Source organism: Aminobacter carboxidus, assembly GCF_014863355.1.
Classification (GTDB): Bacteria; Pseudomonadota; Alphaproteobacteria; order Rhizobiales; family Rhizobiaceae; genus Aminobacter; species Aminobacter carboxidus.
Window position 1 is genome coordinate 80,410 of record NZ_JACZEP010000013.1, and the last position, 26,965, is coordinate 107,374.

General features: G+C 64.4%; 26 protein-coding genes. 16 read left to right on the forward strand and 10 right to left on the reverse strand.

Annotated features, from left to right (window positions below):
- The first annotated feature begins 83 nt into the window (after window positions 1–83).
- Window positions 84–452: a winged helix-turn-helix transcriptional regulator gene (locus IHE39_RS26150; protein ID WP_192568549.1), complete on the forward strand. Its 369-nt coding sequence runs from the start codon at window positions 84–86 to the stop codon at window positions 450–452.
- Window positions 453–721: 269 nt separating this feature from the next.
- On the opposite strand, the gene IHE39_RS26155 is transcribed toward IHE39_RS26150, so the two are convergent.
- Window positions 722–1,114 carry an acyl-CoA thioesterase gene (locus IHE39_RS26155; RefSeq protein WP_184766904.1) on the reverse strand — a complete coding sequence of 131 codons (393 nt, stop codon included), beginning with the start codon at window positions 1,112–1,114 and terminating at the stop codon, window positions 722–724.
- Window positions 1,115–1,297: 183 nt separating this feature from the next.
- Here IHE39_RS26155 and IHE39_RS26160 point away from each other — a divergent pair, with 183 nt between their 5' ends.
- From IHE39_RS26160 to IHE39_RS26175, 4 genes are all read left to right on the forward strand, one after another.
- On the forward strand, window positions 1,298–2,914 hold the full coding sequence (locus IHE39_RS26160; RefSeq protein WP_192568550.1) for a GMC family oxidoreductase: 1,617 nt from the start codon (window positions 1,298–1,300) through the stop codon (window positions 2,912–2,914).
- Between the two features lie 178 nt (window positions 2,915–3,092).
- Window positions 3,093–4,304, forward strand: coding sequence for a mandelate racemase/muconate lactonizing enzyme family protein (locus tag IHE39_RS26165; RefSeq protein ID WP_192568551.1), 1,212 nt, complete (start codon window positions 3,093–3,095; stop codon window positions 4,302–4,304).
- An 8-nt stretch (window positions 4,305–4,312) separates the two neighbouring features.
- Complete coding sequence (locus tag IHE39_RS26170) at window positions 4,313–5,230, forward strand: NAD(P)-binding domain-containing protein (RefSeq protein WP_192568552.1); 918 nt, start codon at window positions 4,313–4,315, stop codon at window positions 5,228–5,230.
- A 233-nt stretch (window positions 5,231–5,463) separates the two neighbouring features.
- A complete protein-coding gene (locus tag IHE39_RS26175; RefSeq protein WP_192568553.1) occupies window positions 5,464–5,685 on the forward strand; it encodes a DUF6500 family protein in 222 nt (73 codons plus the stop codon).
- 64 nt (window positions 5,686–5,749) lie between these two features.
- Here the strand turns inward: IHE39_RS26175 and IHE39_RS26180 are convergent, their stop codons facing one another.
- The gene (locus tag IHE39_RS26180) at window positions 5,750–6,688 is read right to left on the reverse strand and encodes a YegS/Rv2252/BmrU family lipid kinase (RefSeq protein ID WP_192568554.1); all 939 of its coding nucleotides are present in this window, start codon (window positions 6,686–6,688) and stop codon (window positions 5,750–5,752) included.
- A 250-nt stretch (window positions 6,689–6,938) separates the two neighbouring features.
- Here IHE39_RS26180 and IHE39_RS26185 point away from each other — a divergent pair, with 250 nt between their 5' ends.
- The gene (locus IHE39_RS26185) at window positions 6,939–7,337 is read left to right on the forward strand and encodes a hypothetical protein (RefSeq protein WP_192568555.1); all 399 of its coding nucleotides are present in this window, start codon (window positions 6,939–6,941) and stop codon (window positions 7,335–7,337) included.
- Between the two features lie 136 nt (window positions 7,338–7,473).
- On the opposite strand, the gene IHE39_RS26190 is transcribed toward IHE39_RS26185, so the two are convergent.
- On the reverse strand, window positions 7,474–7,716 hold the full coding sequence (locus IHE39_RS26190; protein WP_192568556.1) for a DUF1344 domain-containing protein: 243 nt from the start codon (window positions 7,714–7,716) through the stop codon (window positions 7,474–7,476).
- A 460-nt stretch (window positions 7,717–8,176) separates the two neighbouring features.
- On the opposite strand from IHE39_RS26190, the gene IHE39_RS26195 reads away from it, so the two are divergent.
- Window positions 8,177–8,434: a SemiSWEET family sugar transporter gene (locus tag IHE39_RS26195; RefSeq protein ID WP_246591330.1), complete on the forward strand. Its 258-nt coding sequence runs from the start codon at window positions 8,177–8,179 to the stop codon at window positions 8,432–8,434.
- A 105-nt stretch (window positions 8,435–8,539) separates the two neighbouring features.
- Here the strand turns inward: IHE39_RS26195 and IHE39_RS26200 are convergent, their stop codons facing one another.
- The 3 genes from IHE39_RS26200 to IHE39_RS26210 all read right to left on the reverse strand — a co-directional run bounded on the left by IHE39_RS26200 (window position 8,540) and on the right by IHE39_RS26210 (window position 11,813).
- The gene (locus IHE39_RS26200; protein WP_192568557.1) at window positions 8,540–9,487 is read right to left on the reverse strand and encodes a DUF3137 domain-containing protein; all 948 of its coding nucleotides are present in this window, start codon (window positions 9,485–9,487) and stop codon (window positions 8,540–8,542) included.
- A gap of 106 nt (window positions 9,488–9,593) precedes the next feature.
- The gene (locus tag IHE39_RS26205; protein WP_192568558.1) at window positions 9,594–10,649 is read right to left on the reverse strand and encodes a CapA family protein; all 1,056 of its coding nucleotides are present in this window, start codon (window positions 10,647–10,649) and stop codon (window positions 9,594–9,596) included.
- 72 nt (window positions 10,650–10,721) lie between these two features.
- On the reverse strand, window positions 10,722–11,813 hold the full coding sequence (locus IHE39_RS26210; protein WP_192568559.1) for a glycosyltransferase family 4 protein: 1,092 nt from the start codon (window positions 11,811–11,813) through the stop codon (window positions 10,722–10,724).
- Window positions 11,814–12,065: 252 nt separating this feature from the next.
- Here IHE39_RS26210 and IHE39_RS26215 point away from each other — a divergent pair, with 252 nt between their 5' ends.
- The 3 genes from IHE39_RS26215 (at window position 12,066) to IHE39_RS26225 (ending at window position 16,263) form a co-directional block, all read left to right on the forward strand.
- Window positions 12,066–12,500 (forward strand): SH3 domain-containing protein, encoded by a 435-nt coding sequence (locus IHE39_RS26215; RefSeq protein ID WP_192568560.1) that lies wholly within the window; start codon window positions 12,066–12,068, stop codon window positions 12,498–12,500.
- A 110-nt stretch (window positions 12,501–12,610) separates the two neighbouring features.
- Window positions 12,611–15,664 carry an excinuclease ABC subunit UvrB gene (gene uvrB, locus IHE39_RS26220; protein ID WP_192568561.1) on the forward strand — a complete coding sequence of 1,018 codons (3,054 nt, stop codon included), beginning with the start codon at window positions 12,611–12,613 and terminating at the stop codon, window positions 15,662–15,664.
- Window positions 15,665–15,837: 173 nt separating this feature from the next.
- Window positions 15,838–16,263 carry a VOC family protein gene (locus IHE39_RS26225; RefSeq protein WP_192568562.1) on the forward strand — a complete coding sequence of 142 codons (426 nt, stop codon included), beginning with the start codon at window positions 15,838–15,840 and terminating at the stop codon, window positions 16,261–16,263.
- 52 nt (window positions 16,264–16,315) lie between these two features.
- Here IHE39_RS26225 and IHE39_RS26230 read toward each other — a convergent pair whose 3' ends face one another.
- A complete protein-coding gene (locus IHE39_RS26230) occupies window positions 16,316–16,927 on the reverse strand; it encodes a glutathione S-transferase family protein (protein ID WP_192568563.1) in 612 nt (203 codons plus the stop codon).
- Window positions 16,928–17,159: 232 nt separating this feature from the next.
- On the opposite strand from IHE39_RS26230, the gene IHE39_RS26235 reads away from it, so the two are divergent.
- Genes IHE39_RS26235 through IHE39_RS26245 form a run of 3 tightly spaced genes read left to right on the forward strand, consistent with a single transcriptional unit; the run spans window position 17,160 to window position 18,935 of the window.
- Window positions 17,160–17,594 carry a hypothetical protein gene (locus IHE39_RS26235; protein WP_192568564.1) on the forward strand — a complete coding sequence of 145 codons (435 nt, stop codon included), beginning with the start codon at window positions 17,160–17,162 and terminating at the stop codon, window positions 17,592–17,594.
- Entirely contained in the window at window positions 17,569–18,549 is a 981-nt protein-coding gene (gene dapA, locus IHE39_RS26240) for a 4-hydroxy-tetrahydrodipicolinate synthase (RefSeq protein WP_210327697.1), read from the forward strand. Before IHE39_RS26235 ends, dapA begins: the two co-directional genes overlap by 26 nt.
- A 59-nt stretch (window positions 18,550–18,608) precedes the next feature.
- Window positions 18,609–18,935: a hypothetical protein gene (locus IHE39_RS26245; protein ID WP_246485642.1), complete on the forward strand. Its 327-nt coding sequence runs from the start codon at window positions 18,609–18,611 to the stop codon at window positions 18,933–18,935.
- Here the strand turns inward: IHE39_RS26245 and IHE39_RS26250 are convergent.
- On the reverse strand, window positions 18,932–19,351 hold the full coding sequence (locus IHE39_RS26250; protein ID WP_192568565.1) for a hypothetical protein: 420 nt from the start codon (window positions 19,349–19,351) through the stop codon (window positions 18,932–18,934). The two genes, IHE39_RS26245 and IHE39_RS26250, sit on opposite strands and share 4 nt — an antisense overlap.
- 86 nt (window positions 19,352–19,437) lie before the next feature.
- Entirely contained in the window at window positions 19,438–19,920 is a 483-nt protein-coding gene (locus IHE39_RS26255; RefSeq protein WP_246485643.1) for an Lrp/AsnC family transcriptional regulator, read from the reverse strand.
- Window positions 19,921–20,025: 105 nt separating this feature from the next.
- On the opposite strand from IHE39_RS26255, the gene IHE39_RS26260 reads away from it, so the two are divergent.
- From IHE39_RS26260 to IHE39_RS26270, 3 genes are all read left to right on the forward strand, one after another.
- Window positions 20,026–21,222: a diaminopropionate ammonia-lyase gene (locus IHE39_RS26260; protein WP_192568567.1), complete on the forward strand. Its 1,197-nt coding sequence runs from the start codon at window positions 20,026–20,028 to the stop codon at window positions 21,220–21,222.
- Between the two features lie 274 nt (window positions 21,223–21,496).
- Window positions 21,497–22,744, forward strand: a complete 1,248-nt coding sequence (locus IHE39_RS31115; protein ID WP_343070133.1) for a serine hydrolase — start codon at window positions 21,497–21,499, stop codon at window positions 22,742–22,744.
- 72 nt (window positions 22,745–22,816) lie between these two features.
- On the forward strand, window positions 22,817–23,629 hold the full coding sequence (locus IHE39_RS26270; protein ID WP_184767832.1) for an alpha/beta fold hydrolase: 813 nt from the start codon (window positions 22,817–22,819) through the stop codon (window positions 23,627–23,629).
- A 10-nt stretch (window positions 23,630–23,639) separates the two neighbouring features.
- On the opposite strand, the gene IHE39_RS26275 is transcribed toward IHE39_RS26270, so the two are convergent.
- Window positions 23,640–26,783: an efflux RND transporter permease subunit gene (locus IHE39_RS26275; RefSeq protein WP_192568568.1), complete on the reverse strand. Its 3,144-nt coding sequence runs from the start codon at window positions 26,781–26,783 to the stop codon at window positions 23,640–23,642.
- Window positions 26,784–26,965 lie beyond the last annotated feature (182 nt).

The following is a 26,965-nucleotide window of genomic DNA, read 5'->3' on the forward strand; positions in this document are numbered from 1 at the left end:
TGAGTATCGAAGCGATACTGGTAACTAATGGATACCCACGCTATATAGGTGACTGGAAAACACGTGCACAAGGAGGCACTTTTTTGATACCGAGGCACCCGCACCGCACCGAGGATTGCCGTGCCGTCAGCGATATCCTGCAGCGCGTCGGCGACAAATGGACGGTGCTCGTCGTCGGCAAACTCGGCGACGGCGCCATGCGCTTCAACGAGCTGCGCCACGCTGTCGGCGGCATTTCGCAAAAGATGCTGACCACCACCCTGCGCGGGCTGGAACGCGACGGCTTCGTCTCGCGCACCGTTTTCGCGACAATCCCGCCGCGCGTCGACTACGAACTCACCGATCTCGGCCGCGAACTGCTGGTACCGGTCGGCGCACTTGGCGAATGGGCCCGGCTCAACCAGCGCCGTGTCGCCGAGGCTCGGATGAAGTTCGACACGGCGGTGGAGTAGACGCAGGCGGGGAATATCTTCGCGGCGTCCTTCGAGGCTCGCCCTTCAACGCCGCGCACGATGCTTCAGGGGCTGCGCGTGGGCTCGCGCCTCATGATGAGGACCCTCGGAGTTTCGTAGTCACCGGGCTTTGAAGTGCCATTCACGAATACCGCTCAACGGCGTCGCCAGCGCAGACGGTCGTCCTCACCCTGAGGTGCGAGTGCGAGCCCGGTACAACGTCAGAGGCTATCGACGGCTTCGGCGGGCGAGCCTCGAAGGCCGCACCATCATTCCGCCGGCACCGGCTTCGGCTTGCCCTGCCCGTCCAGTGCCACCATGACGAAATCGGCATCGGTCACCTTTTCCATCATGTCGGAGAGATAGCGCTGCGCCCAGGCTTCGACCTTGAGCGTCATCGAGGTGCGGCCGACGCGGTCGACATGGGTGTAGATGCACAAAGTGTCGCCGATCTTCATCGGCTTGGCGAAGGCCATTTCCTTGACCGCCGCCGTCACCACGCGGCCGCGCGCGCGCTCGGCGGCGCGAATGCCGCAGGCAAGATCCATCTGCGCCATGACCCAGCCGCCGAAGATGTCGCCGGCGGCGTTGGCGTCGGCGGGCATCGCCAGCGTCCGCAGCGTGAGTTCGCCTGTCGGCTGGCCATCGGCATACTGAACCATCGTGTCTCTTCCCCGAAGCATTCTGTCCCCCACCCGTAACTTTGCGGCGGCGGCCACGTCAACGCCGCATCTGTTGCATCGGCCGGTCGTATTTTTCACAAGCCATGCCGTAACCGACGCCGAAGCCTTTCGCTAAGGCGATAGTCTGGCCGCATTGAGGAACACCGACAGGCCGCCGCCCGCATGCAGACGTTCGATTTCATTGTTGTCGGTTCAGGCTCCGCCGGTTCGGTGGTGGCCGAGCGGCTTTCGGCAAGCGGACGCTTTTCGGTGCTGGTGCTCGAAGCAGGCGGCACCGACCGCCGCTTCTTCGTCCAGATGCCGCTGGGCTACGGCAAGACCTTCTTTGATCCTCAAGTGAATTGGAACTACGCCGCCGAAGCCGACCCCGGCCTTGCCGGCAACAAGGACCACTGGCCGCGTGGAAAAATCCTCGGCGGCTCGAGTTCGATTAACGCCATGGTGTGGATCCGCGGTGCGCCCGAGGATTTCGACGCCTGGCGCGATGCCGGCAATCCCGGCTGGGGCTTTGACGACCTGCTACCCGCCTTCAAGGCGATCGAGGACAATCAGGCAGGCAGCACCGGGCTGCGCGGCACGGGCGGCCCGATCCACGTCACCGACAACAGGAAGAACGTCCATCCCCTCACCCACCGCTTCCTGGCTGCAGGCCAGCAGGCAGGCCTCGCCTTGAATCAGGACTTCAACGGCCCCTCCCAAGAGGGCGTCGGCGTTTATCAAATCACCACCAGGGACGGTCGTCGCATGTCGGCCGCGCGCGGCTTCCTGCGCCCCGCGATGAAGCGCGCAAACGTTCGTGTCGAAACCAATGCGCTGGCGACCAAAGTGCTATTCGAAGGCACACGCGCCGTCGGCGTCGAATATCTGCAAAACGGCGCCAAGAACACGGCCCGCGCCGGCCGCGAGGTCATTCTTTCCAGTGGCTCGGTCAACACGCCGCAATTGCTGCAGCTCTCCGGCATAGGCCCAGCGTCAGTGCTCGGCGAACTCGGCATTTCAGCACTGCATGACAACTGTCATGTCGGCCGCAACCTGCAGGACCACCAGGGCGTCAACTACACCTGGAAAGCCAAGGTACCGACGCTCAACCAGCTGTTGCGGCCGTGGTGGGGCAAGATGCTGGCCGGCATGCAATATCTCGCGCTGCGCACCGGTCCGCTGTCGATGAGCATGAACCAGGGCGGCGGCTTCTTCCGCTCGAGTCCGACCCACGCCCTCCCCAACATGCAGCTCTACTTCCAGGTGTTTTCCACGGTATTGCCCAAGGCCGGCGAGCGCCCGATCCTGTCGCCCGATCCCTTCCCCGGCTTTTCCATCGGCCTGTCCAACTGCCGCCCGTCGAGCCGCGGCGAGATCATGATCCGCTCCGCCGAGCCAACCGTCCACCCGCGCATCACTGTCAACGCCTACGCGACCGATGCCGACGTCGCCGAGATGCTCGATGCGGTGAAATTCCTGCGCAAGCTGGCCGCCATGCCTGCCATCGCCGAGATTATCGCTGACGAGGTTTTGCCAGGCCCGTCAATCACTTCCGACGCCGACTTGATTGAGGATTTCCGCAAGCGCTCCGGCACCGTCTACCACCCCGTATCAACCTGCCGCATGGGGCCTGACCCCAAGACCTCGGTGGTCGACCCGCGCCTGCGCGTCCACGGCCTCGCCGGCCTGCGCGTCATCGACGCCTCGATCTTTCCCGACAATATCACCGGCAACACCAACGCCGCCACGATCATGACCGGCTGGAAGGGCGCGGAGCTGGTGCTGGAGGATGCAGGGTGAACAGCTCCGAGAGCTCGCGCAGCCCCTCACCCTTACCCTCTCCCCATGAAGGACGGGGAGATGGGTCGCCAGCGTCGCGGCCAGCCTCCTTCTCCCCGTTCTCGAAGGGAGAAGGTCCGGCAGGGGATGAGGGGCAGCGCCTGACGTCAACGATTTCACGCCACCGGGAGGAGCATCGATGAAGATCACCGACGTCAAGACCTTCGTGGTCAACAACCCGCCGCCTGGCATCGGCGGCAAGTATTTCATCTTCGTCAAGCTCACGTCAGATGGCGGCGTGGTTGGTTATGGCGAGGCCTACAACGCGACCTTCTCCGCCCATGTCACGGCGCGGATGATCGAGGACATGGCCGAGCGCTACCTTGTTGGACAAGACCCACACGACATCGAAAACCTGTTCCGCCGCTGCTATTCGTCCGGCTTCACCCAGCGGCCAGACGTTTCCGCCATGGGCTGCTTTTCGGCGCTGGAAATGGCCTGCTGGGACATCATCGGCAAGGAAGCCGGCAAGCCGGTCTACAAGCTGCTCGGCGGCCAGGTACACGAGACGCTGCGCTCCTACACCTATCTCTACCCGCATCAAGGCAGCGTCCACACCGAAGACGTGGCACCGAAGAACGTCTACAACGACCCCGACATGGCCGCCGAATGCGCGTCGCTCTATGTCGAACAAGGCTTCAACGCGGTGAAGCTCGATCCGGCGGGGCCGTGGACAGCCTATGACGGCCACCAGCCCAGGCTGATCGACATCGATCTGTCGGTACGCATGATGAAGGCCATCCGCGAGGCCGTCGGCACCCGCGCCGATATCCTGTTCGGCACCCATGGCCAGTTCACCGCCTCGGGTGCGCTGCGCATAGCGCGCGCCATCGAACCCTACGATCCCTTGTGGTTCGAGGAACCGGTGCCGCCTGATATGCCCGAGGTGATGGCACAGGTCGCGCGTGGCACCTCGATTCCCATCGCTACCGGCGAGCGGCTGACCACCAAGTTCGAGTTTGCCCGGGTCATCGAAAACCGCGCCGCCACCATCCTGCAGCCCGACCTCGGCCGCTCCGGCGGCATCCTCGAGACCAAGAAGATCGCCGCCATGGCCGAGGCCTATCACATCCAGATCGCGCCGCATTGTTATTGCGGGCCGATCGTTGGCGCCGCCAACATCCAGCTCGCCGTCACCTTGCCCAACTTCCTCATCCTCGAATCACTCAAGCAGTGGGACGGCTTCCACGCAACGCTACTGAAGAAGAAGATCGAGTGGCAGGACGGCCACGTCATCCCCTCGAAGGAACCAGGTCTTGGCGTCGAGCTCGACGAGGCGGTCTGCGAAGCCAACCCTTATGACGGTCCCCACCTGCACCTGCAGATGGTGCAAACGCCGCTGCTGCCGTGAGCAATACGGTGACCCAGCCCCTCGCCTACGCCTTCGTCGGTCTCGGCCATCTCGGCGCCAACCTCGCGGCGTGCCTTGTCCGCGGTGGTTTCGAGGTGGTCGTCTATGACCGCAATGCCGAGGCCGTCGAGCGCCTCGTAACGTTGGGTGCGTTCGCCGCGTCGAGCCCAGCCGAAGCCGCCGCCCGCGCCGGCAACGCCATCACTTGCCTGCCCTCGCCCCAGGTCAGCGAGGCGGTGCTGGCCGGGCCAGACGGGCTGCTCGCCGGCCTGCCCAAGGGCGGCACCTGGATTGAGATGTCGACCAACGGCCGCGACGAAATCCTGCGCCTTGCCGACATCGCCGCCGAGTCTGGTGTCTACACACTGGAGTGCCCCGTCACCGGCGGCGTGCATCTCGCCGCCGAAGGCAAGATCACAGCATTGGTCGGCGGCGATGCCGCGCTCTACCAGCGCCACCGCGCAGCCATCGAGGCGATGTGCGCCCGCGGCTTCCTGATGGGGCCGATCGGCTCGGCCGCGGTCATCAAGGTCATCACCAACATGCTGGCCTTCATCCACCTCGTCGCGGCCGGCGAGGCACTGATGCTGGCGAAGAAAGGCGGGCTCGACCTCGCCCAGGCCTACCACGCCATCGCTGCCTCCTCAGGCAACAGCTTCGTCCACGAAACCGAAAGCCAGTTGGTACTCAACGGCTCCTACGACATCGGCTTCACCATGGATCTCGCGCTCAAGGACCTCGGCTTCGCGCTCGCCATGGCGGATGAGAGCGGTGTCCCGCTCGACCTCGCGTCCCGCGTCGCCGCGATCTTCGCACAGGGCAAGGCGGCCTATGGCGGCGACGCCTGGTCGACGATGATCGTCAAGCTGCTCGAGGACGCAACGGAGACTGATCTGCGTGCGACGGGCTTTCCAGCGAGACTGTGAGACGGCCCCGTTACTCTCTCCGTTGTGGGGAGGGTCGGTGAGTAGCAGAGCGAAGTGAAGTTCGCGAGGCGAGGTGGAGGTACCCCGCGCTCGCCCAACTACCCCGTCGCTTCGCGCCGACCTTCCTCACAAAGGAGAGGGTCAAGCGCCGGCACGGCTTGCCCATCCTCGCGCCTTTGACACCCGGCCCCAGCTCAAGATAGCTCTCGCCATCACATGAGGAGGATTCTCCGATGCGGGCGAGCCTGAGGGCAAAAATAATCGACGTCTGCGCGCGCAAGATCGCCGCCAAGGGGTCCGATGTCGGGCTGTCGTTCTACGCGTTTTTCGCCAACAAGAATGACGATCCAGAACTGCTCATGGAAGCCGCCGAATGGTGGATCCGCACACACAAGCTCGACCATTTCGAAAAGGCCGCGAAGATCGAGGCGATGGTCCGCGCAATGGACGCCTAAGCGGCACTCTTTCAATTTCAGCAGCTTACGCCATTTCCCGGACTCAACCTCGCAACCGTTTGAATCAGCACCTGACCTTCAGCACCTTGGGCACCATCTCGTAAGTCGCTGGAATATGCCCCGGCGACTCGCCATCGATGTCGACGAGTGCGGCATTGGCAAGTGGATCGCCCAGCGGCTCGACCACGACCCTGCGGCCGCGCAGGATGGTGATGGCGGGATGGTTGCGGTGGCGCCCGCCATAGAGCAGCCGCAGGTCGAGGATCAGCTTGAGCTTGCTCGCGGCGCGCAGGATGACGATGTCGAACAGCCCGTCGTCGGGCACGGCGTCGGGCGCGATCATCATGCCACCGCCGAAGAAGCGCTCATTGGCCACCGCCACCATTGCCACCCTGGCCTCGACCGGTTCGCCGTCATCGACGGTGATGCGCACGTCCTGGAAGCGGTAGCGCACGAACTCGGTCACCGTGCGCCAGAAAAACAGCGCCTTGGCCGGCACCCAATGCTTGCGCCGGTCGCTGTTGACCGCACGCACCGTCGCGCCCGATATGCCGAGGCTGGCAATGTTGACGAAATGCCGGCTCGCCAGCCGGCCGTGGTCCTCGACGAAGGAGACGCGGCCGGCATCTATCAGCCGGTCGCTGCCCTCGGCAATGCGCGCGATCGCCGCCTGTATCTCGACCGGAATGCCCATGCCGCGGGCGAAATCGGAGCCGGTGCCGCAAGGCAGCACACCGAGGATCGCCGCAGCGCCTGTTTCGGCCTGCATCTGCAAAAGTCCGTCGGCAACCTCGCTGATCGTGCCGTCGCCGCCGGCAGCGACCACCAGCTCGCAGCCGAGCGCTACCAGGTCGCGCGCGATGACCGCGCCGTCTCCCGGCCCGGAAGTCTCGCGAAACTCCACCTCGCCGAAGCGCGCGGCAAGCGCTGCCGCAACCTCGGTCCAGTGCGTGTCCAGCCTGCCGCCGCCGGCTACCGGATTCCTGACGACACCGACTTTCACGAACGAAACCCTCCCCGGCAGCATACGCGCCACCGCCTCCCCGCTTATTGTTAGCCGCGGCACCAAATGCGCAAGGGAAAGGTTGCAAAGTTCACATCCTGTCGACCGCCTGGCGGGGAAGAAATGCCGCCAGAAGGCCACAACGCAACCGCGAATGCGCCGCGCCACCGTCATGCCATGATTGCGGCCAACTGGCGCCGCGATCAGAGCGGAGAAATCGCTTCATCAACAATCCCTGAGGATTCGGACCGTGATCAAGTCTGCCCTTGTCGCCATGACCATCGTTGGTTGCGACTGCGACGCCAAGCTTTGCGAGTATATCGGCGAAACGCCGGCACAGTGGACGTCCGTCTCCGACTGCGAGACGGCGATGAAGAGCCGCATCCTGCGCGAAGGCAATCATGCCTACCCGCTGGTGACCGGCATCTGCCGCACCACCGCTTTCGTCGACCCGCAGCTCGCTGCCGCGCCCGCGGTCCAGCCACAGGTCCTGCCTGCCGCCTATGCCGGCACCAGCGAAGACTCGGTGCTCTACCGCACCGCCAATGGCTACGCGCTGGTTCGCTCGGGGCTCGATCGTTTTGCCGACGGCACACTTGCGGTGGCGAAGCGCTCGTCCAGCTGGCTCGCCGCGAACATCGGCTTCTGAGCCTGCCTGCTTGAAAAAATGGCCGACCTCGGAAGAGGCCGGCCGCAGTTTGGTTTGCGTCCTGGAAGGGTATCAAGAACGTCACCCGCCCTGCCGGGCGCATGGCATTGCCGGCAGCGCGCATGTGCAACAGCTGTTACGAGGCCGCTTCGATCGCGGTCACGGCGCCCGTGGTGTCGTCCACCGTCACCTTGACCTTGGCGCCGGCAGCGAGGCCATCGACCTTGATGGTTTCGGGGATGACATAGGTCTTGCCGTCGTCGAGCGTGATCGAGCGCGTCGCCGGATCGACCGACTGGACCGTGCCCTGGACTTCAGCAGCATAGGCGGCACCGATGAAGGCGAGCGAGGCGACGGTCGTTGCAAGGATCTTGTTCATGTCTGGTACTCCCGTTCTGGTCTGTCCCGGCTGGCCCTGCCCTCGTAGCAAGGCCCGCCGAACGAGATGGAAACTGACCGGCGAACCGCTGTGGCGCAAATCACGTTGCATGAAATTACTGAACGTAATCATAAGCTTATTTCTGCCGTATTTGACCGTAACCGCCCCATCACCGGCTGCTTCGGCATCCCCTCGATATCGCTTCGGCCCTTGGCAGCCATGCGATGGGAGGCGTCACACCACTGTCACCGCCTCGCCACCTCATGGCCGGATTCCAGAACGGCCGATCACGAAACGCCTTTCGACGTTAGGGCGGAGAGATTTTTTCCGCGCGGGCCGCCACCCTCCCGCGACGTTTTGCGCCTTCGTTTCGTTGGTCCAGTCGGCTCGGTCACCTTCACAGTCGCCAGTGATTCTGGCATAGCTCGCGCCGCACGATTTGTGCTTTTGGGAAGCTCCCGTGAACCCCCTGTTCGAAATCGTCGGCGCCGTCGCCGCTGTCCTGACCACGCTGTGCTGGCTGCCGCAGATCGCCAAGATTCTGCGCGAGCGCAAGACCAGCGACATTTCGCTCGGCACCAATGCCGCGCTCGCCACCGGCATCTCCTTGTGGATCGTCTATGGCGTAGCGCTCGGCTCGTTGCCGGTGATCCTGTCGAACTCGGTCACCTTGCTGTTCATCCTCGCCATCGTCGGGCTCAAGCTGCGCTTCGGTTAGCGGACCGGCCCGAAAACCAGAACCGGTTTTCGGAAAGCGCGATACAGAGCTTCAAAGTATTTGAGCGTCCTTCTGCGAACGGACGCGCAGCGCTCCAACCGCACCTCACGAACCGATCTTGCGCACCAGCGAGGCCGTCGCCAGGATTGTAGCCATGTCGGCGATCATCGGCTCGATATACGCCTTGTAGTCGAGCGCCTCAGTCGACGCGGGCAGCTCGAAGAAGTCCTTCTTGTGCGGCAGCAGCAGGAATCCGTCCTTGCCCGACAGCGCGATCCGCGCCGGCTCGCCCGGCCATGCTTCCTTGAGCCAGATCAGTGCCTGCGCCATCTGCCCCGACACCAGCGGCTGCGCCGCCTCGACATTGTCGCTGCGGAAATCATAGTCCTCGTCGAGATCGCCTCCGGACTTGATCTCCTGCATCCCACCAAACATTTCACGGAAGAAGCCCATCACGGTGTTGGTCTTGAGCGTAGCGACAAGTATACCCGGAAACGGCTTGGCCATGTCGAAGGCGACGATGATGCCGTCGAACAAAGTGACGTCGGACTTCTCCACACGCCGCCATGCCGCGGTCTCATAAAGCTCGAAGGTGAAGCCCTCGTATTTACCCGAAATGATGTCGTCGAACTGGCTGTCGCTGTAGTCGCCGATCGTTTCGCGCGGCAGCTTGGCGAAGGTCGCAGGCACGTCGCCCTTGCCGAGCCGCATGTTCTCGATGAAGCCGAAGACGATCGGTAACAGCCGGTTGCGGAACGAGGAATTGGCAAGCTCGACCGGCTTCACGGCCCGGAAATAGGCGAAGAACGCCGCCACGAACGCCACCGCATAGAGATAGACATGCGGCGTCGACACCCAGACCTCGGCGGGATCGGCGGCAAGATTGAAGATCAACGCCAGAGCGAAGACGGCAACGATCAGCCCGCCCAGATAGAGCGGCACCCGCCAGATCGTCGAACGCCGGATCGCCGTGCGCTCGCTCTGGTAGGCTTCAAGTTCCTTCTTGATGCCGGCAATCTGCGCCGCGTCGGGCATGAAACCAGTTGCGCTCATATCCGCCCCCAAAAGCACGCCGGCATGGTGCCGGCAGCAGGCGCGATGATAGCGGCTTTTCGCCAAATGTCGCGGCATAAACAAGGGGATGGCGCAACATCCGGACTCAGCTCGTGAAGCCTGGGGAGGCTGCTCCGTAAACCGCCTGCCAGCGCGCCCGCGCCTTCGTTCCGAGTTCGCCAGCGACCTTGTCGAGCGGCACCATCTTCTCGCGCTCGCCGTCACGCTGGCGCATGAACGGCGCCATGCGATAGCTCGCGATCTGGCCGCGCGTCGCCGCATCGGCGCTGACGTCGACGATCAGGATCGCTCCGATCCGACCAGGCCATGGCTGTCGCGCCAAGGCGGTGCCAAGGAAGTCGCCGAGCCCGTAGGCAACCAGCGTGTCGCCGACGCGCCCAATCGGCTGCACGACATGCGCGTGATGCCCGACAACGAGCCCGACGCCGAGCTCGGCCAGGCGCCGTGCCCGGTCGCGCGTGTCAGGCCGTGGGAAATGACGGAACTCCCAGTCCCAGTGCGGCACGGCGCAAACCAGGTCGGTCCCGTCCGCAAGGCCGTTGCCGGCGGCAGCAACAAACTCGTCGGCCATCGCCACCCGCCCGGCAAAGGCTGAAGCCGGCGCGTTGCGCCATTGGGTGAACGCGCAAAGCCCGAGTGTAACCGGCCCGATGGTGCGCATCGTCACCGATGTCGTCGTCCCGATGGTGGCGATGCCCAGTTCGTCGAGTGCCGCCTTGGTCGCCTCGAAGCCGGCGATGCCCTGGTCAAGCACATGGTTGTTGGCGAGCGACAGCACCAGCCGACTGGGCGCGATGGCAGCAGCTGCCAGTGCGCCCTGGAGAAACCCCCGCGTCATCGCGTGGTGGGTTCCAAGCCGCGTCCCAAGCCGCGCGCTCGGACTTGCAACGACAGGGCTTTCGCAATTGCCGACCACCAAATCCGCCGCCCCCAGCAGCGCCACAAGTTCGCGGTCGAAGACCGGCGGCCTGCGGTTGGCGACGGCGGAAATGTCGCCGACGAAAGCCAGGCGCACGCTTTGGCCATGCTGAGGCAGGAACCGCACCTGATCGGGCAGGTAGCCGGCACCAGCACCGCGCAGCGACGGCTTCACAAACCGCGCCGGCCAGGAAATCTTGTAGGAGAAAGGATAGTTGGACACGCTGCGCCTGAAATTGATTGCCGTCACACTAGCAGCATTTCATTGCGCACAGCTGGCGGTTCCAGGCAGACGTTACTTTTGCCGGCGCTTTTTGCTCGAACGGTCGATGGCCAGACGGTAGATCTTGTCGATCTCGCCGACGATGCGCTGCGGGTCGAGCTGGCGCGCGATCTCCTGCCGTCCCGCCTGCCCCACCGCCTGGCGCCTGGCTTCGTCGCGCAGTTCCAGCGCCGCCTCCGCCATACCGGCGACGTCGCCGACCTCGAATGTCTGCCCTGCGGGCAGCAGGTCGACCATGTTGCCGACGCGCGTCGACAGCACCGGCAAGACCGCCGCCATTGCCTCCAGCGGCGCGATCGGCGCCTGCTCGTCGCGCGAGGTCATCAGAAACACGTCGAGGGCCGGCAGCAAATCGAGCGCGTCACTGCGCAATCCCGGCAGATGGATTCGCCCCTTAACCTCGGGCGCGGCGATCGCGCCGTCCCACTCGGCCATGATGTCGTTACCCTGCTGGGTCGAGCCGACGACCAGCAGTTCGGCATCGACGCCGTTGTCCAGCAGACGGCGCAGCACTCGCACCATGTCGATCTGGTTCTTGCGCCCGCCCAGTTGTCCGACCGAGCCGATCAGGAACGCATCGTCGCGGATGCCGAGGGCCGCGCGGGCTTGCGACCGGGAGGCCGCCGACACCGGCTCGATCCTGGAGACGTCAAACATGTTGGGCAGCAGGTGGATGTGCCGGCGCGAAACCAGCCAGTGCCTGATGTAATAGTCCACCGTCCACTGGCTGAGCCCGATGACCTCATGGGCAAACAGCCACGGCAGCTGGTACTGGCGCGCATGCGCCGTCATCACGATCGGCGTTCCGGCGGCGCAGCGGAACACCAGCCCGAACTTGTTGCCACGGCTGCCGTGGCAGTGCACCACGTCCTCGCCCCAGTCGCGAATGGCATAGCCGACGCGCCGAATCTCCTTTGGCGTCGTGGCGAAACCCGATCCCATCATCTGGATCGGGCCGTCGAACTTCTGATGCTCGATCCACGAGCCGAGCGAATGCACCAGCATCACCTCATGCCCGGCATCGAGCTGGGCCTGGATCAGGATCCGCGAACTGGTGGCAACGCCGTTCAGCGCGCCATGGCCGACAAGATGCGCGATCTTCATTGCGCTGGCGTCTGCTGCGAACGGTTGGTCAGGAAGCTCATCTGCCGCTTAGGTCTCAAAATTGGATGGACGCTCTCTAACATTCCCAGATGCTCCGGCATACACGGCTTGTGCACGCCACATCGCCGCGCCTCGGGCCGGCCGTCCTTTGTTACCCAGGCATAAAGGATAATGCCGGCAGTACACTGGCGCGCGCGACAATAGGCAGTAATCTCAAGCAGTTCGAATGATTCAGGTCTGGAGGCACTGCCCATGATGTTTCGAAGACTTGCCACCGCTGCGGCCTTGCTGGCCGGATTGATGGCTCTTCCTGTCACTGCCATGGCCGCCGAAGCCTACACCACCGGCAACGTCAATGTCCGCAACGGCCCCGGCACAGGCTACGCCAAGCTCGGCATGCTCTACGAGGGCACCCGCGTCGACCTGCGCGGCTGCGAAGGCAACTGGTGCAACGTCTATGGCCCCCGCCTGCGCGGCTGGGTCTCGGCCAACTATCTCGACGAGTATGTCGGCCGTCCGCCGGCCGTGGTCGTGGCCCCGACAATCATCGTGCGGCCACCCCACTACCGCCCGCCGCACTGGAACCGGCCCCCGCACTGGAATCGCCCACCCAAGCCACGTCCGCCAAGGCCGCGCCCACCCGGCGCCAACTGCAAGATCGCGCCCGGCTTCCCCTGCCCAAGGTGACATCCTCCTGACAGCCTGATGTCAGGAGCACGATTGCCCGTCCGCGCGGGTGCCGGCTTTCCGGCATCCGCGCCCTTTCCATTTTAGCCGATACCGCCCATATTTCGTCCATGGCCAAATCTCCTGACAAGAAAACGCCCGCTTCGGGAAGCGACAACCGTGCCGCGCAGCGCAAGCGCGGCGGCAATGGCGTGACCGACTTCATCGACGCCTCCGAGCCGCTGCACCGTCCGGGCTTCGGCGAAGCGCCGCAGGCCGAATTCACGGGCGCGCCGTTATCAGGTTCGATCGCCGATTGGGCCGAGCAGATCGCCAAGGAGGCTGAAAAGCCGCAACCCAAGCCAAAAAAGATCCCCGAGAAAAGTTCGGCCCCCACGCGCTCGTCGCGCGGCACCTCGATGGGCGGCGCGGCTTCGGCCAAGGATCGCGCCGCCGCGGGCCTCAGCCCGGTCGCCGGTCTCGACATCTCGCTTGAAGACGCGGCGTCGCTATCCAATTCCGGCGTCACCGCCACCGTCGCCGCCCTGTCGGCGCTGATCGAGAGCGGCAACCCGCTGTTCAAGGATGGCGAGATCTGGGTGCCCCACCGCCCCGCCCGCCCGGAAAAATCCGAAGGCGGCATCCAGATCGTCATGCAGTCGGAATTCGAGCCGGCCGGCGACCAGCCCACCGCCATCAAGGACCTCGTCGAAGGCGTCAGCTCGGCCGAGCGCACGCAGGTGCTGCTCGGCGTCACCGGATCCGGCAAGACCTTCACCATGGCCAAGGTCATCGAGCAGACCCAGCGTCCCGCACTGATCCTGGCGCCCAACAAGACGCTCGCCGCCCAGCTCTACAGCGAGTTCAAGAAGTTCTTTCCCGACAACGCGGTCGAGTACTTCGTCTCGTATTACGACTACTTCCAGCCCGAGGCCTACGTCCCGCGTACCGACACCTACATCGAGAAAGAATCGACTATCAACGAGCAGATCGACCGCATGCGCCACTCGGCGACGCGCTCGCTGCTCGAACGCGACGACGTCATCATCGTCGCCTCGGTGTCGTGCATCTACGGTATCGGCTCGGTCGAAACCTACACCGCCATGACCTTCCAGATGGCGGTCGGCGACCGGCTCGACCAGCGCCAGCTGCTCGCCGACCTCGTCGCCCAGCAATACAAGCGCCAGGACATCAACTTCGTCCGCGGCTCGTTCCGCGTGCGCGGCGACACCATCGAAATCTTCCCTGCACACTTGGAAGACTCGGCCTGGCGCATCTCGCTGTTCGGCGACGAGATCGATTCGATCACCGAATTCGACCCGCTGACGGGCCAGAAAACCGGCGACCTCAAGAGCGTAAAAATCTACGCCAATTCGCACTATGTCACGCCGCGCCCGACCTTGAATCAAGCCATCAAGTCGATCAAGGAAGAGCTGCAGCACCGCCTGCAAGAGCTTGAAAAGGCTGGCCGTCTGCTCGAGGCCCAGCGCCTGGAGCAGCGCACGCGCTTCGACCTGGAGATGCTGGAAGCCACCGGCTCCTGCGCCGGCATCGAAAACTATTCGCGCTATCTCACCGGCCGCCGTCCCGGCGATCCGCCGCCCACCCTGTTCGAGTACATCCCCGACAACGCGTTGGTCTTCATCGACGAAAGTCACGTCACCGTGCCGCAGATCGGAGGCATGTATCGCGGCGACTTCAAGCGTAAGGCGACGCTGGCTGAATACGGCTTCCGCCTGCCGTCCTGCCTGGACAACCGGCCGCTGCGCTTCGAGGAATGGGACGCCATGCGCCCGCTCTCGGTCGCGGTATCGGCGACGCCTGGCAACTGGGAGATGGAAGAGGCCGGCGGCGTCTTCGCAGAGCAGGTCATCCGCCCGACCGGCCTGATCGACCCGCCCGTCGAAGTGCGGCCTGCGAAAACCCAGGTCGACGATGTTGTCGGCGAAATCCGCGAGACGACCAAGGCCGGCTACCGCACGCTGGTCACCGTGCTGACAAAACGCATGGCCGAGGACCTGACCGAGTACCTGCACGAAAACGGCGTCCGCGTCCGCTACATGCACTCCGACATCGACACGCTGGAACGCATCGAAATTCTCCGCGACCTCAGGCTCGGCGCTTTCGACGTGCTCGTGGGCATCAACCTGCTGCGCGAAGGCCTCGACATTCCCGAATGCGGTTTCGTCGCCATTCTCGACGCCGACAAGGAAGGTTTTTTGCGCTCCGAGACCTCGCTGATCCAGACCATCGGCCGCGCAGCACGTAACGTCGACGGCAAGGTCATCCTCTACGCCGACCAGATCACCGGCTCGATGGAACGGGCCATGGCCGAGACGACGCGCCGTCGCGAAAAGCAGATGGCGTGGAACGAGGCCAACGGCATCACGCCGGAAAGCGTCAAATCGCGCATCTCCGACATCCTCGACTCGGTCTACGAAAAGGACCACGTCCGCGCCGACATCTCGCAGTTCACCGACGAGGCCGGTGCGATGATCGGCAACAACCTCAAGGCCCATCTCGAAGCGCTCGACAAGCAGATGCGCAACGCCGCCACCGATCTCGACTTCGAGAAGGCGGCCCGCATTCGCGACGAAATCAAGCGTCTGCGCGAGATGGAGCTCGCCATCTCCGACGACCCTCTGGCCCGCGACGTCGAGAGCCAGAGCCCCGCTTCCGGCCGTGAAAAAGGCAAGCACAACAAGGGCGTCGCCAAGCATCGCACGGTCGAGGAGCAGGAACGTTTCCGCAAGCTCGACGAGGCGCGTGCCGCCGAGGAGGCGGCCAAGGCTGCGCGAACCAACCTGTTCCGCAAGCCCAAGCTCGACGAGATGGGTGCCGACGGTGCGGTTCCCGCAGGCAAGACGCTGTTTGCCAAGCCCGGCATCGACGACATGGGCCCGGGCACTGACATGGCAACGCCCGCCGGCGCCATCTCGCGTTCGCTGTTCAAGAAACAGTCGGCCGACGAGGCGCACGGCGCCGACTACGGCGTGCCCGACGACGGTAAATCACTGTTCCGCAAGAACGACCTCGACGAGATGACCGTTCGCCGCACCGAAAAGCCGGTCGAGGGCGTCAAGCCGGTCAAGCGCGCCAAGATCGGCGCCGGCTCCTACGAGGACCCGGCCGAAGCCGCGCGTGCGAAAAAGAAGCCGGGCAAATCAGGACGGCCGGGGAAGTAGCCCGGTCGCTTGCGCCGACAACAATGCGTTCGGCCAAAAATCTTCGTCGACCATGTCGGATCGTGCCGGCCTCGCTCGTCCTAGAGGCGAGGCATCGGCCAACGGTGGTCAAGATGCCCGCAACAGGTGCCGCCAGCGCGGCGATTGGCTCAAGCGAGGAACGGAGACAACAAATGTCGGAAACACAGAACGAATATCCCGCCCCGAAAGTCCTTGGTGGCCTGATCGCCTATTTGCAGGTCGATGGCGCCTACAAGGCGGCGGAATTCTACAAGCGCGCCTTCGGTGCCGAGACGGCCTTCGCCTTCCCGCCCGACGAAAAGGGCCGCACCATGCACATCCATCTCTACATCAACGGCAGCTCGATGATGCTGGCCGATGCCTATCCCGAGCACGGCCATGCCCACGAAAAGGCCCAGGGCTACACCATGCAGCTCATCCTCGGCGACGACATCGACGCCTGGTGGAAGCGCGCGGTCGATGCCGGCTGCGAGGTGGTCGTGCCGCTCGACGTCATGTTCTGGGGCGACCGCTGGGGCCAACTGCGCGATCCGTTCGGTGTCGCCTGGGCGATGAATGCACCGGTCAAGCCGGCCTGACAGGCTTGACCCACGCTGCGCGCCTCTGTGGCGCGCAGCACTTCGCTGGCTATCAGTCGTGCGTTTCACCAGCCAGCGGTGTCGCCAGCATCGACGGCCGCTGTTCGAACGCGTCGAACCAGCTTGTCAGCCGCGTCCGCTCGCGAAACGACGGCAGCTCGCGGAACGCCATCCACGACAGCGCGGTCGCCAGCGCCACGTGTCCGACATGCAGCGCATCGTCATCCAGCTCTTCTTCGAGCCAGTCATAGGTCGCCTCGATCTTGTCAGTGAAACCTTCGGCCAGCGCCGCATAGCGCAGATGCCCGGGCCGCCGCTCGGTCTCCCAGCGCAAACCGATACCCGTCTGTGCCAGCCCTTGCGCCACCGCCTGCAGCCGCAACGCCTGCCAGCGCGCCTCACCCTCATCCGGGATCAGCTTTCGACCGTCATGCAGCGTGTCGAGATAAGCGCAGATGACGTCGGAATCGAAGATCGGCCCGCCGTCCGGGCGCAGCAGCACCGGCACCTTGCCGAGCGGGTTCTCGGCATAGACCCGCGCGTTGTACAAGGTCGGACTGGTTTCATGATGGATCACATCGAGCTGGCCGGCGAAGCCGATCTCATGCGCGAAGACAAGCGCCTTGCGGGCAAAAGGCGAATGGGTCTGGTAGTAGAGGATCATTGTTTTCCCGTGCAGGCCGGCGGCAGGTAGCTCCGCCGTTCTAGCCTGCACGCGGCGAGAATTGCGCTCTCATTGCCGCCCGCTGGCGCAAGTTCGTTTCGCACTGGCGTGCCCCTTTGATGCGTTTCCGCACTCGCTGCCCCAGGCAGGTCGCCCCTATGCGATTCCTATAAAACCGGCCGCCTCCCTCTCTCGAATTCACACACGAGGGTGGACTATCTGTTATTCCATCATGCATCAGGAAAACATCGCAGCCCTGGCCGACCGTATCGCCGAAATCAGGATCCTGCGCGAGCATCACCTATGGGCCGCCGCCGGCATTTTCGGCCTCGATGACCTCGACGGCACCAAGCGCCGAAAGTTCAGGGCGCTGATGGATGCCGACGCACTGCTCGACGCTGTGCTGCTGCTTGCCGCCAGCGCCGGGCCACCGCGACAGGTCGAAAACATCGGCAACCACGCCGGGCGCTGGCTCTGTTCCATGCGCTACGCTTCGACTGGCGGCAGCCGAACCTGCGCGGCCAGGCATGCAGACCTAGCGGCCGCGGTTCTCGCTGCGCTGCTGGCGAGCTTTCAGCAGCCATCCATGGCGCGCCGCCGCCGCGCCAGCAATTTCCTCCAGCATGATCGGGCCCACAGCCATGACACCCAAAGCCGTGACCACTGAGCGGATTCATCAACGCTTTTTCGGCGCCATATCTGCGCTCCCCACGCCGTTCGGCAACGGCGAAGTCGATCTGAGAAGCCTCGCTGCGCTGGTAGAATGGCAGATCGCAGAAGGCATCAACGGTCTCGTCACCTGCGGCACCACAGGCGAGGCCCCGACCCTGTCCTGGCATGAGCGCATCATGGTGATCCGCAAAACGGTAGCGACATCAAACGGGCGCGTGCCGGTCATCGCCGGCACCGGCACCAACAGCACGGAATCGACCGTTGCCTTCACTGCAGCCGCTCGCGATTTTGGCGTCGATGCCGCGTTGATCGTCACGCCCTACTATAACAGGCCGAGCCAGGCCGGCATCGTCAGGCATTTCGAGACCATCGCCGCCAAGGTCGACAGTCCTGTTTTCGTCTACAACGTTCCGTCGCGCACCGGCGTCGACCTCACGCCGGCCACCATCGAGCAACTGGCTGCGATCCCCAACATCATCGGCTTCAAGGATGCGACCGGCGACCTGTCGCGCCCCATGGCATTCGCCCAAAGGTTCGGCGACCGCTTCACCTGGCTGTCCGGCCACGATGCCACCGCTTTCGGCTTCAACACCATGGGCGGCAGCGGCACCATCTCGGTGGTTTCCAATGTGGCGCCGCGCCTTTGCGTGGCCATGCACGACGCCTGCCGGCGTGGCGATCCGCACGCGGCGCGCGAAATCCACAATCGGCTCACGAAGTTCATTGCCGCGCTCGAACTCGAGACCAATCCGGTACCGGTCAAGCATGCCCTGCACCTGATGGGCAAGATGCCACCAGATGTCCGGCTGCCCCTGGTCGAGGTCGAGCCCAATACCGCGTCCGCCATCGGCGATGCGCTGTCGGTACTGGACACGCATCCCCACCCCGCGCGTGCGCTCCGTCCCGTACCGCTTGCCGCCCGGATCGCCTCCACCAGCCGGCATTTATGAGATCCGAATTTTTCCGTCCCTTTCAGCCAATCAAATTCAGATGGCGAGGACATCACATCATGACATGCACCGAACCACGCGCGCGGCCGTCGGCGACGCCGCTGCCGGAACTTGAGGAAAGGAACACCATCATGGGCACTCTGGCTCGCGACATCCACCCGGCCCTCCACAGCCACCGCTTCATGGTTGGCCGCGATCCGCACGGACGCTGGGTGGTCAGCGACGAACTGGGCATGGTCGGCGGCATCTTCGCCGACAAGGACTCGGCCGTCCGCTTTGCCCTGACCGAGAGCGACCACATGCCGGGTGCCGTATTCTGCGCGCCCTGCGAGATCACGCTCAACCTCGGCCCGACCTCCGGAAACGACAATGCCGGCCGCCACTAGCCCGGAACAATAGCTCCAAAGGGCGAATTCACGCGAGCCGCCCGTCCGTGTTCAAATGCCCTGATGGCCGCCCGCTTCGGGCCGCCGGCGGGAAAGGAGCACGGTGCCATGGCAGGTCTCGGCACATTCGCCTTCGCAGCAAGCATCCTTGCAACGGTCGCGGTAGTTTCCGCCGCCGATGCGGCACCGATGGTATCTGCGCCGGGTGACCTAACAGCCCTTTCCGCCAGCGATGGCCTCATCCTCGTCGGCAGCAAGTCGGTGACCGTTTCGAAATCGACAAGCAAGTCGAGCTCGCGCTCGAAAAGCTGCTCCAACGGCAGTTGCACCACCGACAGCGATTCCCAGAGCAATTCCGGCACCAGTTCCTCGACCAGCACCTCGACGAGCACCAACTCATCGAGCAACTCGAACACCAACTCGAACTGACCGCTTTCACTTCAGCCAGTTTCCAGCGCCGAACCCCAGCGCTTCACAGGCCCGCTCCGGCGGGCCTGCTTTTTCATGTCAGCGGTACCGTCAGCCCGGCCTTGACCCGGTCCATCGCCACCAGCGTGCGGAACTTCCTGATGTTGGAATCGGCAAAGAACAGCCGCCGGGTAAGCGCCTCATACTCGGCCATGCTGGCCACTGTTACCACCAGCACGAAGTCCGCCTCGCCCGTCACGTAGTAACATTGCTGCACTTCCGGCGCCGCCGCGAAGGTCGCCTTGGTGGCGTCGAGCAGGTCGATCTGCTCGCTTTCAACCGAGATCTCGACGATGATGGTGATCGGCCGTCCAACCCTATCGGGCTCGACCACCGCCACATTGGCCGAGATGACGCCGCTCTCTTCCATGCGCTTGATCCGCCGCTGCACGGCAGGGGCCGACAGGTGCACCGCCTCGCCGATCTCGCGCTGCGGTGTTGCGTTGTCGCGTTGCAGGATGTCGAGGATCTTCAGGTCAAAATCGTCGAGATCGACCGCCTTCACCGCTTTCCGCAAAACGCCATCCCTCACGATACAAACTTGCGCCAATGCCGCCAGATAAGAGCGCATTTCTCGCCACCGGTGCAATATAAATGCGCAGATCGAGGAGACACTGCCGCAATGCTCATCCGCAACCAGCACCCCGACTACCGCAAGCCGCTTGAGGCGATCGATGCCGAGACGCTCGGCGTCGCCGCCGCCGAAACCGTCGAGCGCTTCCTGGCGCGCCGGCCCAACCATCGGCCGACGCCGCTGCGCTCGTTGCCCGCGCTCGCCGGCGAGCTTGGCCTCGGCGCCATCCACCTCAAAGACGAGGGCTATCGCCTCGGCCTCGGCAGCTTCAAGGCGCTTGGCGGCGCCTATGCGGTCATCCGCCTGGTACTGGAAGCGGCGAAACAGACGCTCGGCCGCCCTGTCGACATCGCCGAACTGCACAGCCCTGACGTCGCGAAAATCTCCGCCACCATGACCTTCGGCTGCGCCACCGACGGCAATCATGGCCGCTCGGTCGCCCAAGGGGCGCAGCTTGTCGGCGCCCGCTCGGTGATCTTCGTCCATGGTGGTGTCAGCAATGCCCGCGTCGCGGCCATCGCCCGCTACGGCGCGGTGATGGAGCGCGTCGCCGGCACCTATGACGATTCGGTCGCCGAAGCAGCGCGGGTCTGCGCCGTCAACGGCTGGACCGTGGTCTCCGACACGTCATGGCCGGGCTACGAGCGCATCCCCGGCCTCGTCATGCAGGGCTACACCGCGATCTTCCGCGAAGCGCTTGAAAAGCTGCCTGAAACACCGACCCATGTCTTCATCCAGTCGGGCGTCGGCGGCATCGCCGCCGCAGCCTCGGGCTACCTCGCCTGCCGCCTTGGCGAGGCGCGCCCGACCTTCGTGGTCGTCGATCCGGCGCGCGCCGCTTGCATCTTCGAGACCGCGCGGCAAGGCAAGCCGGTCAAGCTCCAGCGTGGCGAACCGACCGTCATGGCGATGCTCGAATGCTACGAGCCCTCGCAGGTCGCCTGGCGCGTGCTGTCGCGCGTCGCCGACGCCTTCATGACCGTCGACGACGAGACCGCCGTCGAAGTCATGACCCTTCTCGCCCGCCCGCTCGGTCATGACCCGGTTGTCGTTGCGGGCGAAAGCGGCGGCGCCGGCCTCGCCGGCCTGCTCGTTGCCGCCCGCGATCCCGACATGCGCGCGGCCATCGGCCTCGACGCCACGTCGCGCGTGCTGCTCGTCGTCACCGAAGGCGCCACCGACCCCGACCGCTACCGCGAGCTCGTCGGGCTGACGCCGGGAGATATTGCCATTACGGGGAAGTGACGGGGGTTCCCTTCTGCGGGCGCCGCCGCATCACCTTTTCCCCTTGTGGGAGCAGGCAAGCGCGATCTTCGCCATATCAGCCCAATTTCCTCCATTTCGCGCCATGCTAGTGCAATGTCCGCCTCGTATCAGCCACACTCCACGTCTGACATGAGGGCACGTTCGAGATGACCTTTTCTGCCGCGGCAGCTTCCTTCAGCTCGCACTTCCATCCATCGCCGAGATCAAGCGTATCCTCGTCAAGCGTATCGACGAGCAGCGCCAGAGCGTCGGCATCGTCGTCGGCACATTTGGCCAGGAAGGCCGTCACATTGTCGCGCATGGCAATTTCGGCGCCTACTACGCTCGCCCGGTCGATGCCGACACCGGCTTCGAGATCGGCTCGATCACCAAGGTCTTCACCACACTGCTCCTCGCCGAGATGGCCGGACGCGGCGAGGTCGGGCTCGACGACCCGGTCGCCATGCATCTGCCCGCAACCGTCCACATGGCGCAGCGCAACGGTCGCGAGGTCACCCTGACCGATCTCGCCACGCACACCTCCGGCCTGCCGCGCCTGCCTGAAAACATGGCGCCATCAGACGACGACAACCCCTACGCCGACTACAGCGTCGAGCAGATGTACGCATTCCTGGCCGCCTATGAGCTGCCCCGCGACATCGGCAGCCAGTACGAGTATTCCAATCTCGGCATGGGCCTGCTCGGCCATGTGCTCGCCCGCCGGGCCGGCATGAGCTACGGCGCGCTAATCCGCGAGCGCATCCTGGCACCGCTCGACATGCGCTCCACCGCCGACACCCCAGCCGTTTACATGAAGTCACGGCTCGCCAACGGCCACGATGCCCAGCTGATGCCGGTGCTGAACTGGGACCTGCCGACGCTCGCGGGCGCCGGCGCCCTGTTGTCTACCGCCGACGACATGCTGAACTTTGTCGAGATGCTGGTGGATGCGCCCGCTTCGCCGCTTCATGCGGCCCTTGCCACCACCTTGGCCATCCGCCGCCCGACCGGTACCGAAGGCGACGAGACCGGGCTTGGCTGGGTCATCTCGGGCAGTGGCGACGACCAGATCATCTGGCACAATGGCGGCACCGGCGGCTATCGCTCCTATCTTGGCTTCATGCCGGCCAAGGGTGTCGGGGTCGTTGCCCTTTCCAACACCTCGACTGAAGCCGGTGTCGACGACATCGGCCGGCACCTGCTCGACAGCAAGAACCCGCTCGCCGAACCGCCAAGAGAACGTGTAGCCATCACCGTCGATCCGGCGATCTACGACCGCTATGTCGGCACCTACAGGCTTGCGCCGCAGTTCGAGATCGCGATTACGCGCGAAGGTGACGGCCTGTTCGCCCAGGCGACCGGCCAGGGCCGCCTCGAGATTTTTGCCGAGAACGAGACGCAGTTCTTCCTCAAGGCCGTCAACGCCCAGCTGACCTTCGACGTCGGTTCCGACGGCGCTGCCACGGGCCTGACGCTGCACCAGAACGGCATCGATCAAAAGGCACCGCGCGCGAAGGCGTAGCCGCGAGCCATCGAAGTGGATATCCTGTCCGCGTCGAGGCAAATGCTTCGACACGATGGATCTCGATCACCGATGAAACCGCTGTCCCAGAGCGATTTCGCCTTGTCGAAGCAGGGTTGCCTACTGCCCAACGGTATCCGTCTCGCCTATGTCGAGCTGGGCGAGCGGGGCGGAACGCCCGTACTGCTCCTGCACGGCTTTACCGACAGTGCGCGCAGCTGGAGTCTGGTTGCTCCCTACCTTGCAGCCGGCCTGCGGCTCATCGCACCTGACTTGCGCGGGCATGGGCATTCCGACAAGCCGGACGGATGCTACACGATCCCCGAGTTGGCCCATGACCTCAGGCTGTTCCTTGCCGAACTCGGCATCGCGCAAGCCAACATCGTCGGCCATTCTCTGGGAGGGCGGCTTGCGCAAGCCCTTGCCGAGCGCTGGCCACAAATCGTTCGCAAGATCGTGCTGATGTCGACATCCGCCATGCCGCGCGAACGTGCCGGTTGGCTTTGGAACAATATCATCGGACTGGGCGACCCCATTGATCCGTATAGCGATTTCGTGCGGGCATGGTGTTCCGGCCCGGTGCCGGTGGAAGAGGAATTCCTCTTTCATGTCCGTCGGGAATGCGCCGCGGTTCCAGCCCGGATCTGGCATTCGGTCTACTATGAGCAGACGGCCTACGATCCGCTGCCACTGTTGCGGGACATTTCCGCCCCGACGCTCATCATGCGCGGCGAACACGACGACATCGCCACGTCAGAACATCAATCTCAGATGCTGGCGGCGATCAGTGGCGCAAAGCTGATCACATTGCCTGGCCTTGGCCACAATATGCATTGGGAAGCGCCCGGCCTTGTCGCCGGGCACCTCCGTTCGTTTCTTCAGTAGGCGTAGACCCCTATTCCGCCGCCAGCGCCGGGTGCTGAATGACCGCGGCTATGTTTTCGCCCTTCTTTGCCTGCGGTTCGGCCGGCTTGGTCTTCGGCTCACGGCCAAAGAACAGCGCATAGCCGGCCGGCAGCACCAGGATGGTCAGCACGGTGGCGACCAGGATACCACCCATCATCGAATAGGCGAGCGGGCCCCAGAACACGCCCCAGGAAATCGGGATCAGCGCCAGCACCGCCGTCATCGCCGTCAGAACGATCGGCCGGAAGCGGCGCACGGCAGCGCCGATGATCGCCTCTGAACGCTCCATGCCCGCCGCGATGTCCTGGTCGATCTGGTCGATCAGGATGATCGAGTTGCGGATGATGATGCCGAGCAGCGCGATGACGCCAAGGATCGCCACGAAGCCGAACGGCGCGCCTGAGATCAGCAGCGCCGCAGCCGCCCCGATGATGCCGAGCGGACCGGTCGCCAGCACCAGCATTGCCTTGCCGAAGTGCTGCAATTGCACCATCAGCAAAAGCACGATGACCAGCAGCATCACTGGCGCCTTGGCGGCGATCGAGGCCTGGCTTTCGGCCGCGTCTTCGGCACCGCCTTGGATCTCGACCTTGTAGCCGGGCGCCAGGCCGTCGCGCAGCGGCTTGAGGTCGGCGTAGAGCTTCACCGCCACGTCGTTGGGCTGGATGTGGTCGGGCAGCGTCGCCCGCACGGTGATCGTCGGCAGCCGGTCGCGGCGCCATTCGATGCCCTGCTCCATGACAGGCACCACCTTGGCCACCTGCGACAGCGGCACGAAACCGCCGAAGTCGGTCGGGATGTAGACCGAGTTGACCGCCGTCAGCAGATGACGATTGGCTTCCGGCTCGCGGGCGACGATCGACACGGTCTCCTCGCCGTCGCGGAAATTGTCGAGCGGCGCGCCCTGCATCGTTGCCTGCAGCATCTGGCGGATGCGCTGCGACGAGACGCCCAGCGCCCGCGCCCTGTCCTGGTCGACGACCAGCTTCATTGCCGGCACCTGTTCGAGCCAGTCGTCATGGATGGCGGCAAGCTCGGGCGTCGCTGCGAACTTTGCCTTCACCTCGTCGGCGATGCGGCGCACCTCGGCCCTGTCGGGACCGGTCACGCGCAGCTGCACCGGCCAGCCCGTCGGTGGTCCGAGGAACAACCGGTCAACCTTGCCGCGGATCGAGGGGAAGTCCTCGGCCAGGATGCCGCGCAGCTTGACGATCAGCCGTTCGCGCGCCGGCTCGTCATTGGCCATGATCAGGAGTTGGGCGTAGTTCGGGTTGCGCAACTGCTGGTCGAGCGGCAGGAAGAAGCGCGGCGCACCTTCGCCGATATAGGTGGCGATGAACTTCTTGTCCGGATCGGCCATCATCTTGGCTTCCACAGCCTCGGCTTGCTTTTCGACCTCCTTGATGGAGGTGCCCTCAGGCAGCCAAAGGTCGACGAGAATTTCAGGCCGCGACGACTGCGGGAAGAAGTTCTGCGGAATGAACTGGAAGGCAAACAGCGAGCCGAAGAACGTCACCAACGTCATGACCAGCACGATGATGCGGTGGCGCACGGCCCAACTCACCGTCGCGCGCAGGCGGCGGTAGAAGCTGGTGTCGAAGGCATCGTGATGGCTGCCGGCATGGTTGCGCTGCTTCAGGATCATGTTGCCGAGCCATGGCGTGAAATAGACCGCCACGAACCACGAGATCACCAAAGCGATGCCGACAACGTAGAACAGCGAGCGCACATATTCGCCCGCTGTCGACTCGGCAAAGCCGACAGGAATAAAGCCCGCGGTGGTGATCAGCGTGCCTGTCAGCATCGGGAACGCCGTCGACGAATAGGCGAAGGATGCCGCCTCGACCTTGACCAGCCCCTCCTCGAGCTTGCGCTCCATCATCTCGACGACGATCATTGCGTCGTCGACAAGCAGCCCGAGCGCGATGATCAGCGCGCCGAGCGAAATGCGCTGCAGGTCGATGCCGAGCTGGTACATCACAGCGAAAGTCGCGGCCAGCACCAGCGGAATGGTGATGGCGATGACCAGACCAGAGCGCCAGCCGATCGACAGAAACGACACCACCAGCACGATCAGCAGCGCTTCGATCAGCGCCTTCATGAACTCGCCGATGGCTTCCGTCACCACTTCCGGCTGGTTGGAAATCTGGTCGACCGAAACGCCATAAGGCAGCGCTTCCTCAAAGCGCTTGTAGGTCTCTTCGACGGCCTTGCCGACATCGGTGACCTTGAAGCCCTTGGCCATCACCACGCCGACCTGGACGCTGTCCTGGCCATTGTAGCGGAACTTGCGCTGGTAGGGATCTTCGAGCCCTGATGTCACGGTGGCGATGTCGCCGAGGCGGGTAACCTGGTTGCCGGCGCGCAGGCGCAGTTCGCGAATGTCGGCTGTCTTGGACAGATCGCCCTCGACCGAGATGCGCACCGAATGCGTGCCGGTGTCGACGGCACCCGCCGGGTCGATGTTGTTTTGGCCGGCAATGGTGTTGCGCACGTCGTTCAGCGTCAGGCCGCGTTCGGCCAGCGCCTTGGACGAAACGTCAATGTAGATGCGCTGCGGCTGGTCGCCGAGGATGACCGCCTTTTCGACGCCCGGCGTCGTCAGCAGCATGTCACGTGCCTTGATCGCCAGCGCCTTGAGCTCGGGATAGCTGTAGCCTTCGCCTGATATCGAATGCAGCGTGATGAAGGTGTCGCCGAACTCGTCGTTGAAATAGGGCCCGAGCAGGCCTTGCGGCAGCTCGCTCGAGATGTCGCCGACCTTCTTGCGCACCTGGTAGAAGGCGTCCTTGACCTCGGCGGTATCGGTGTCGCCCTTGACCTGCACGGTGATGATGGCGCTGCCGGCGCGCGTATAGGACTTCACCCAGTCGAGATGCGGCGTTTCCTGCAGCTTGCGCTCGATCTTGTTGACGACCTGGTCCTGCATCTCCTCGATCGAAGCGCCCGGCCACACCGCCTGCACCACCATGACGCGGAAGGTAAACTCCGGGTCCTCGCTCTGGCCCATGCGCATCAGGCCGAGCGCGCCGGTAATGATGATCAGCCCGAACAGGAAGCGTGCGATGCTCGGATGCCCGATCGCCCAACGCGACAGGTTGAAAGGCTTCTTGTCCTGGCTGGAATTGTCCATGGCCGTGGTTCCACGCTGGCGCACGCGACCGGTATCCGGCACAGCTGAGCGCAGGTTCAATTTTGAATGGCGTCGGGGGGGGGGGGGGGGGGCGGCCCCCCCCCGCGCCGGGGGGGGGGGGGGGGGGGGGGGGGGGGTGGTGGGGGCCGGCGGCGCGGCGGGGGGGGGGGGGGGTGGGCGGG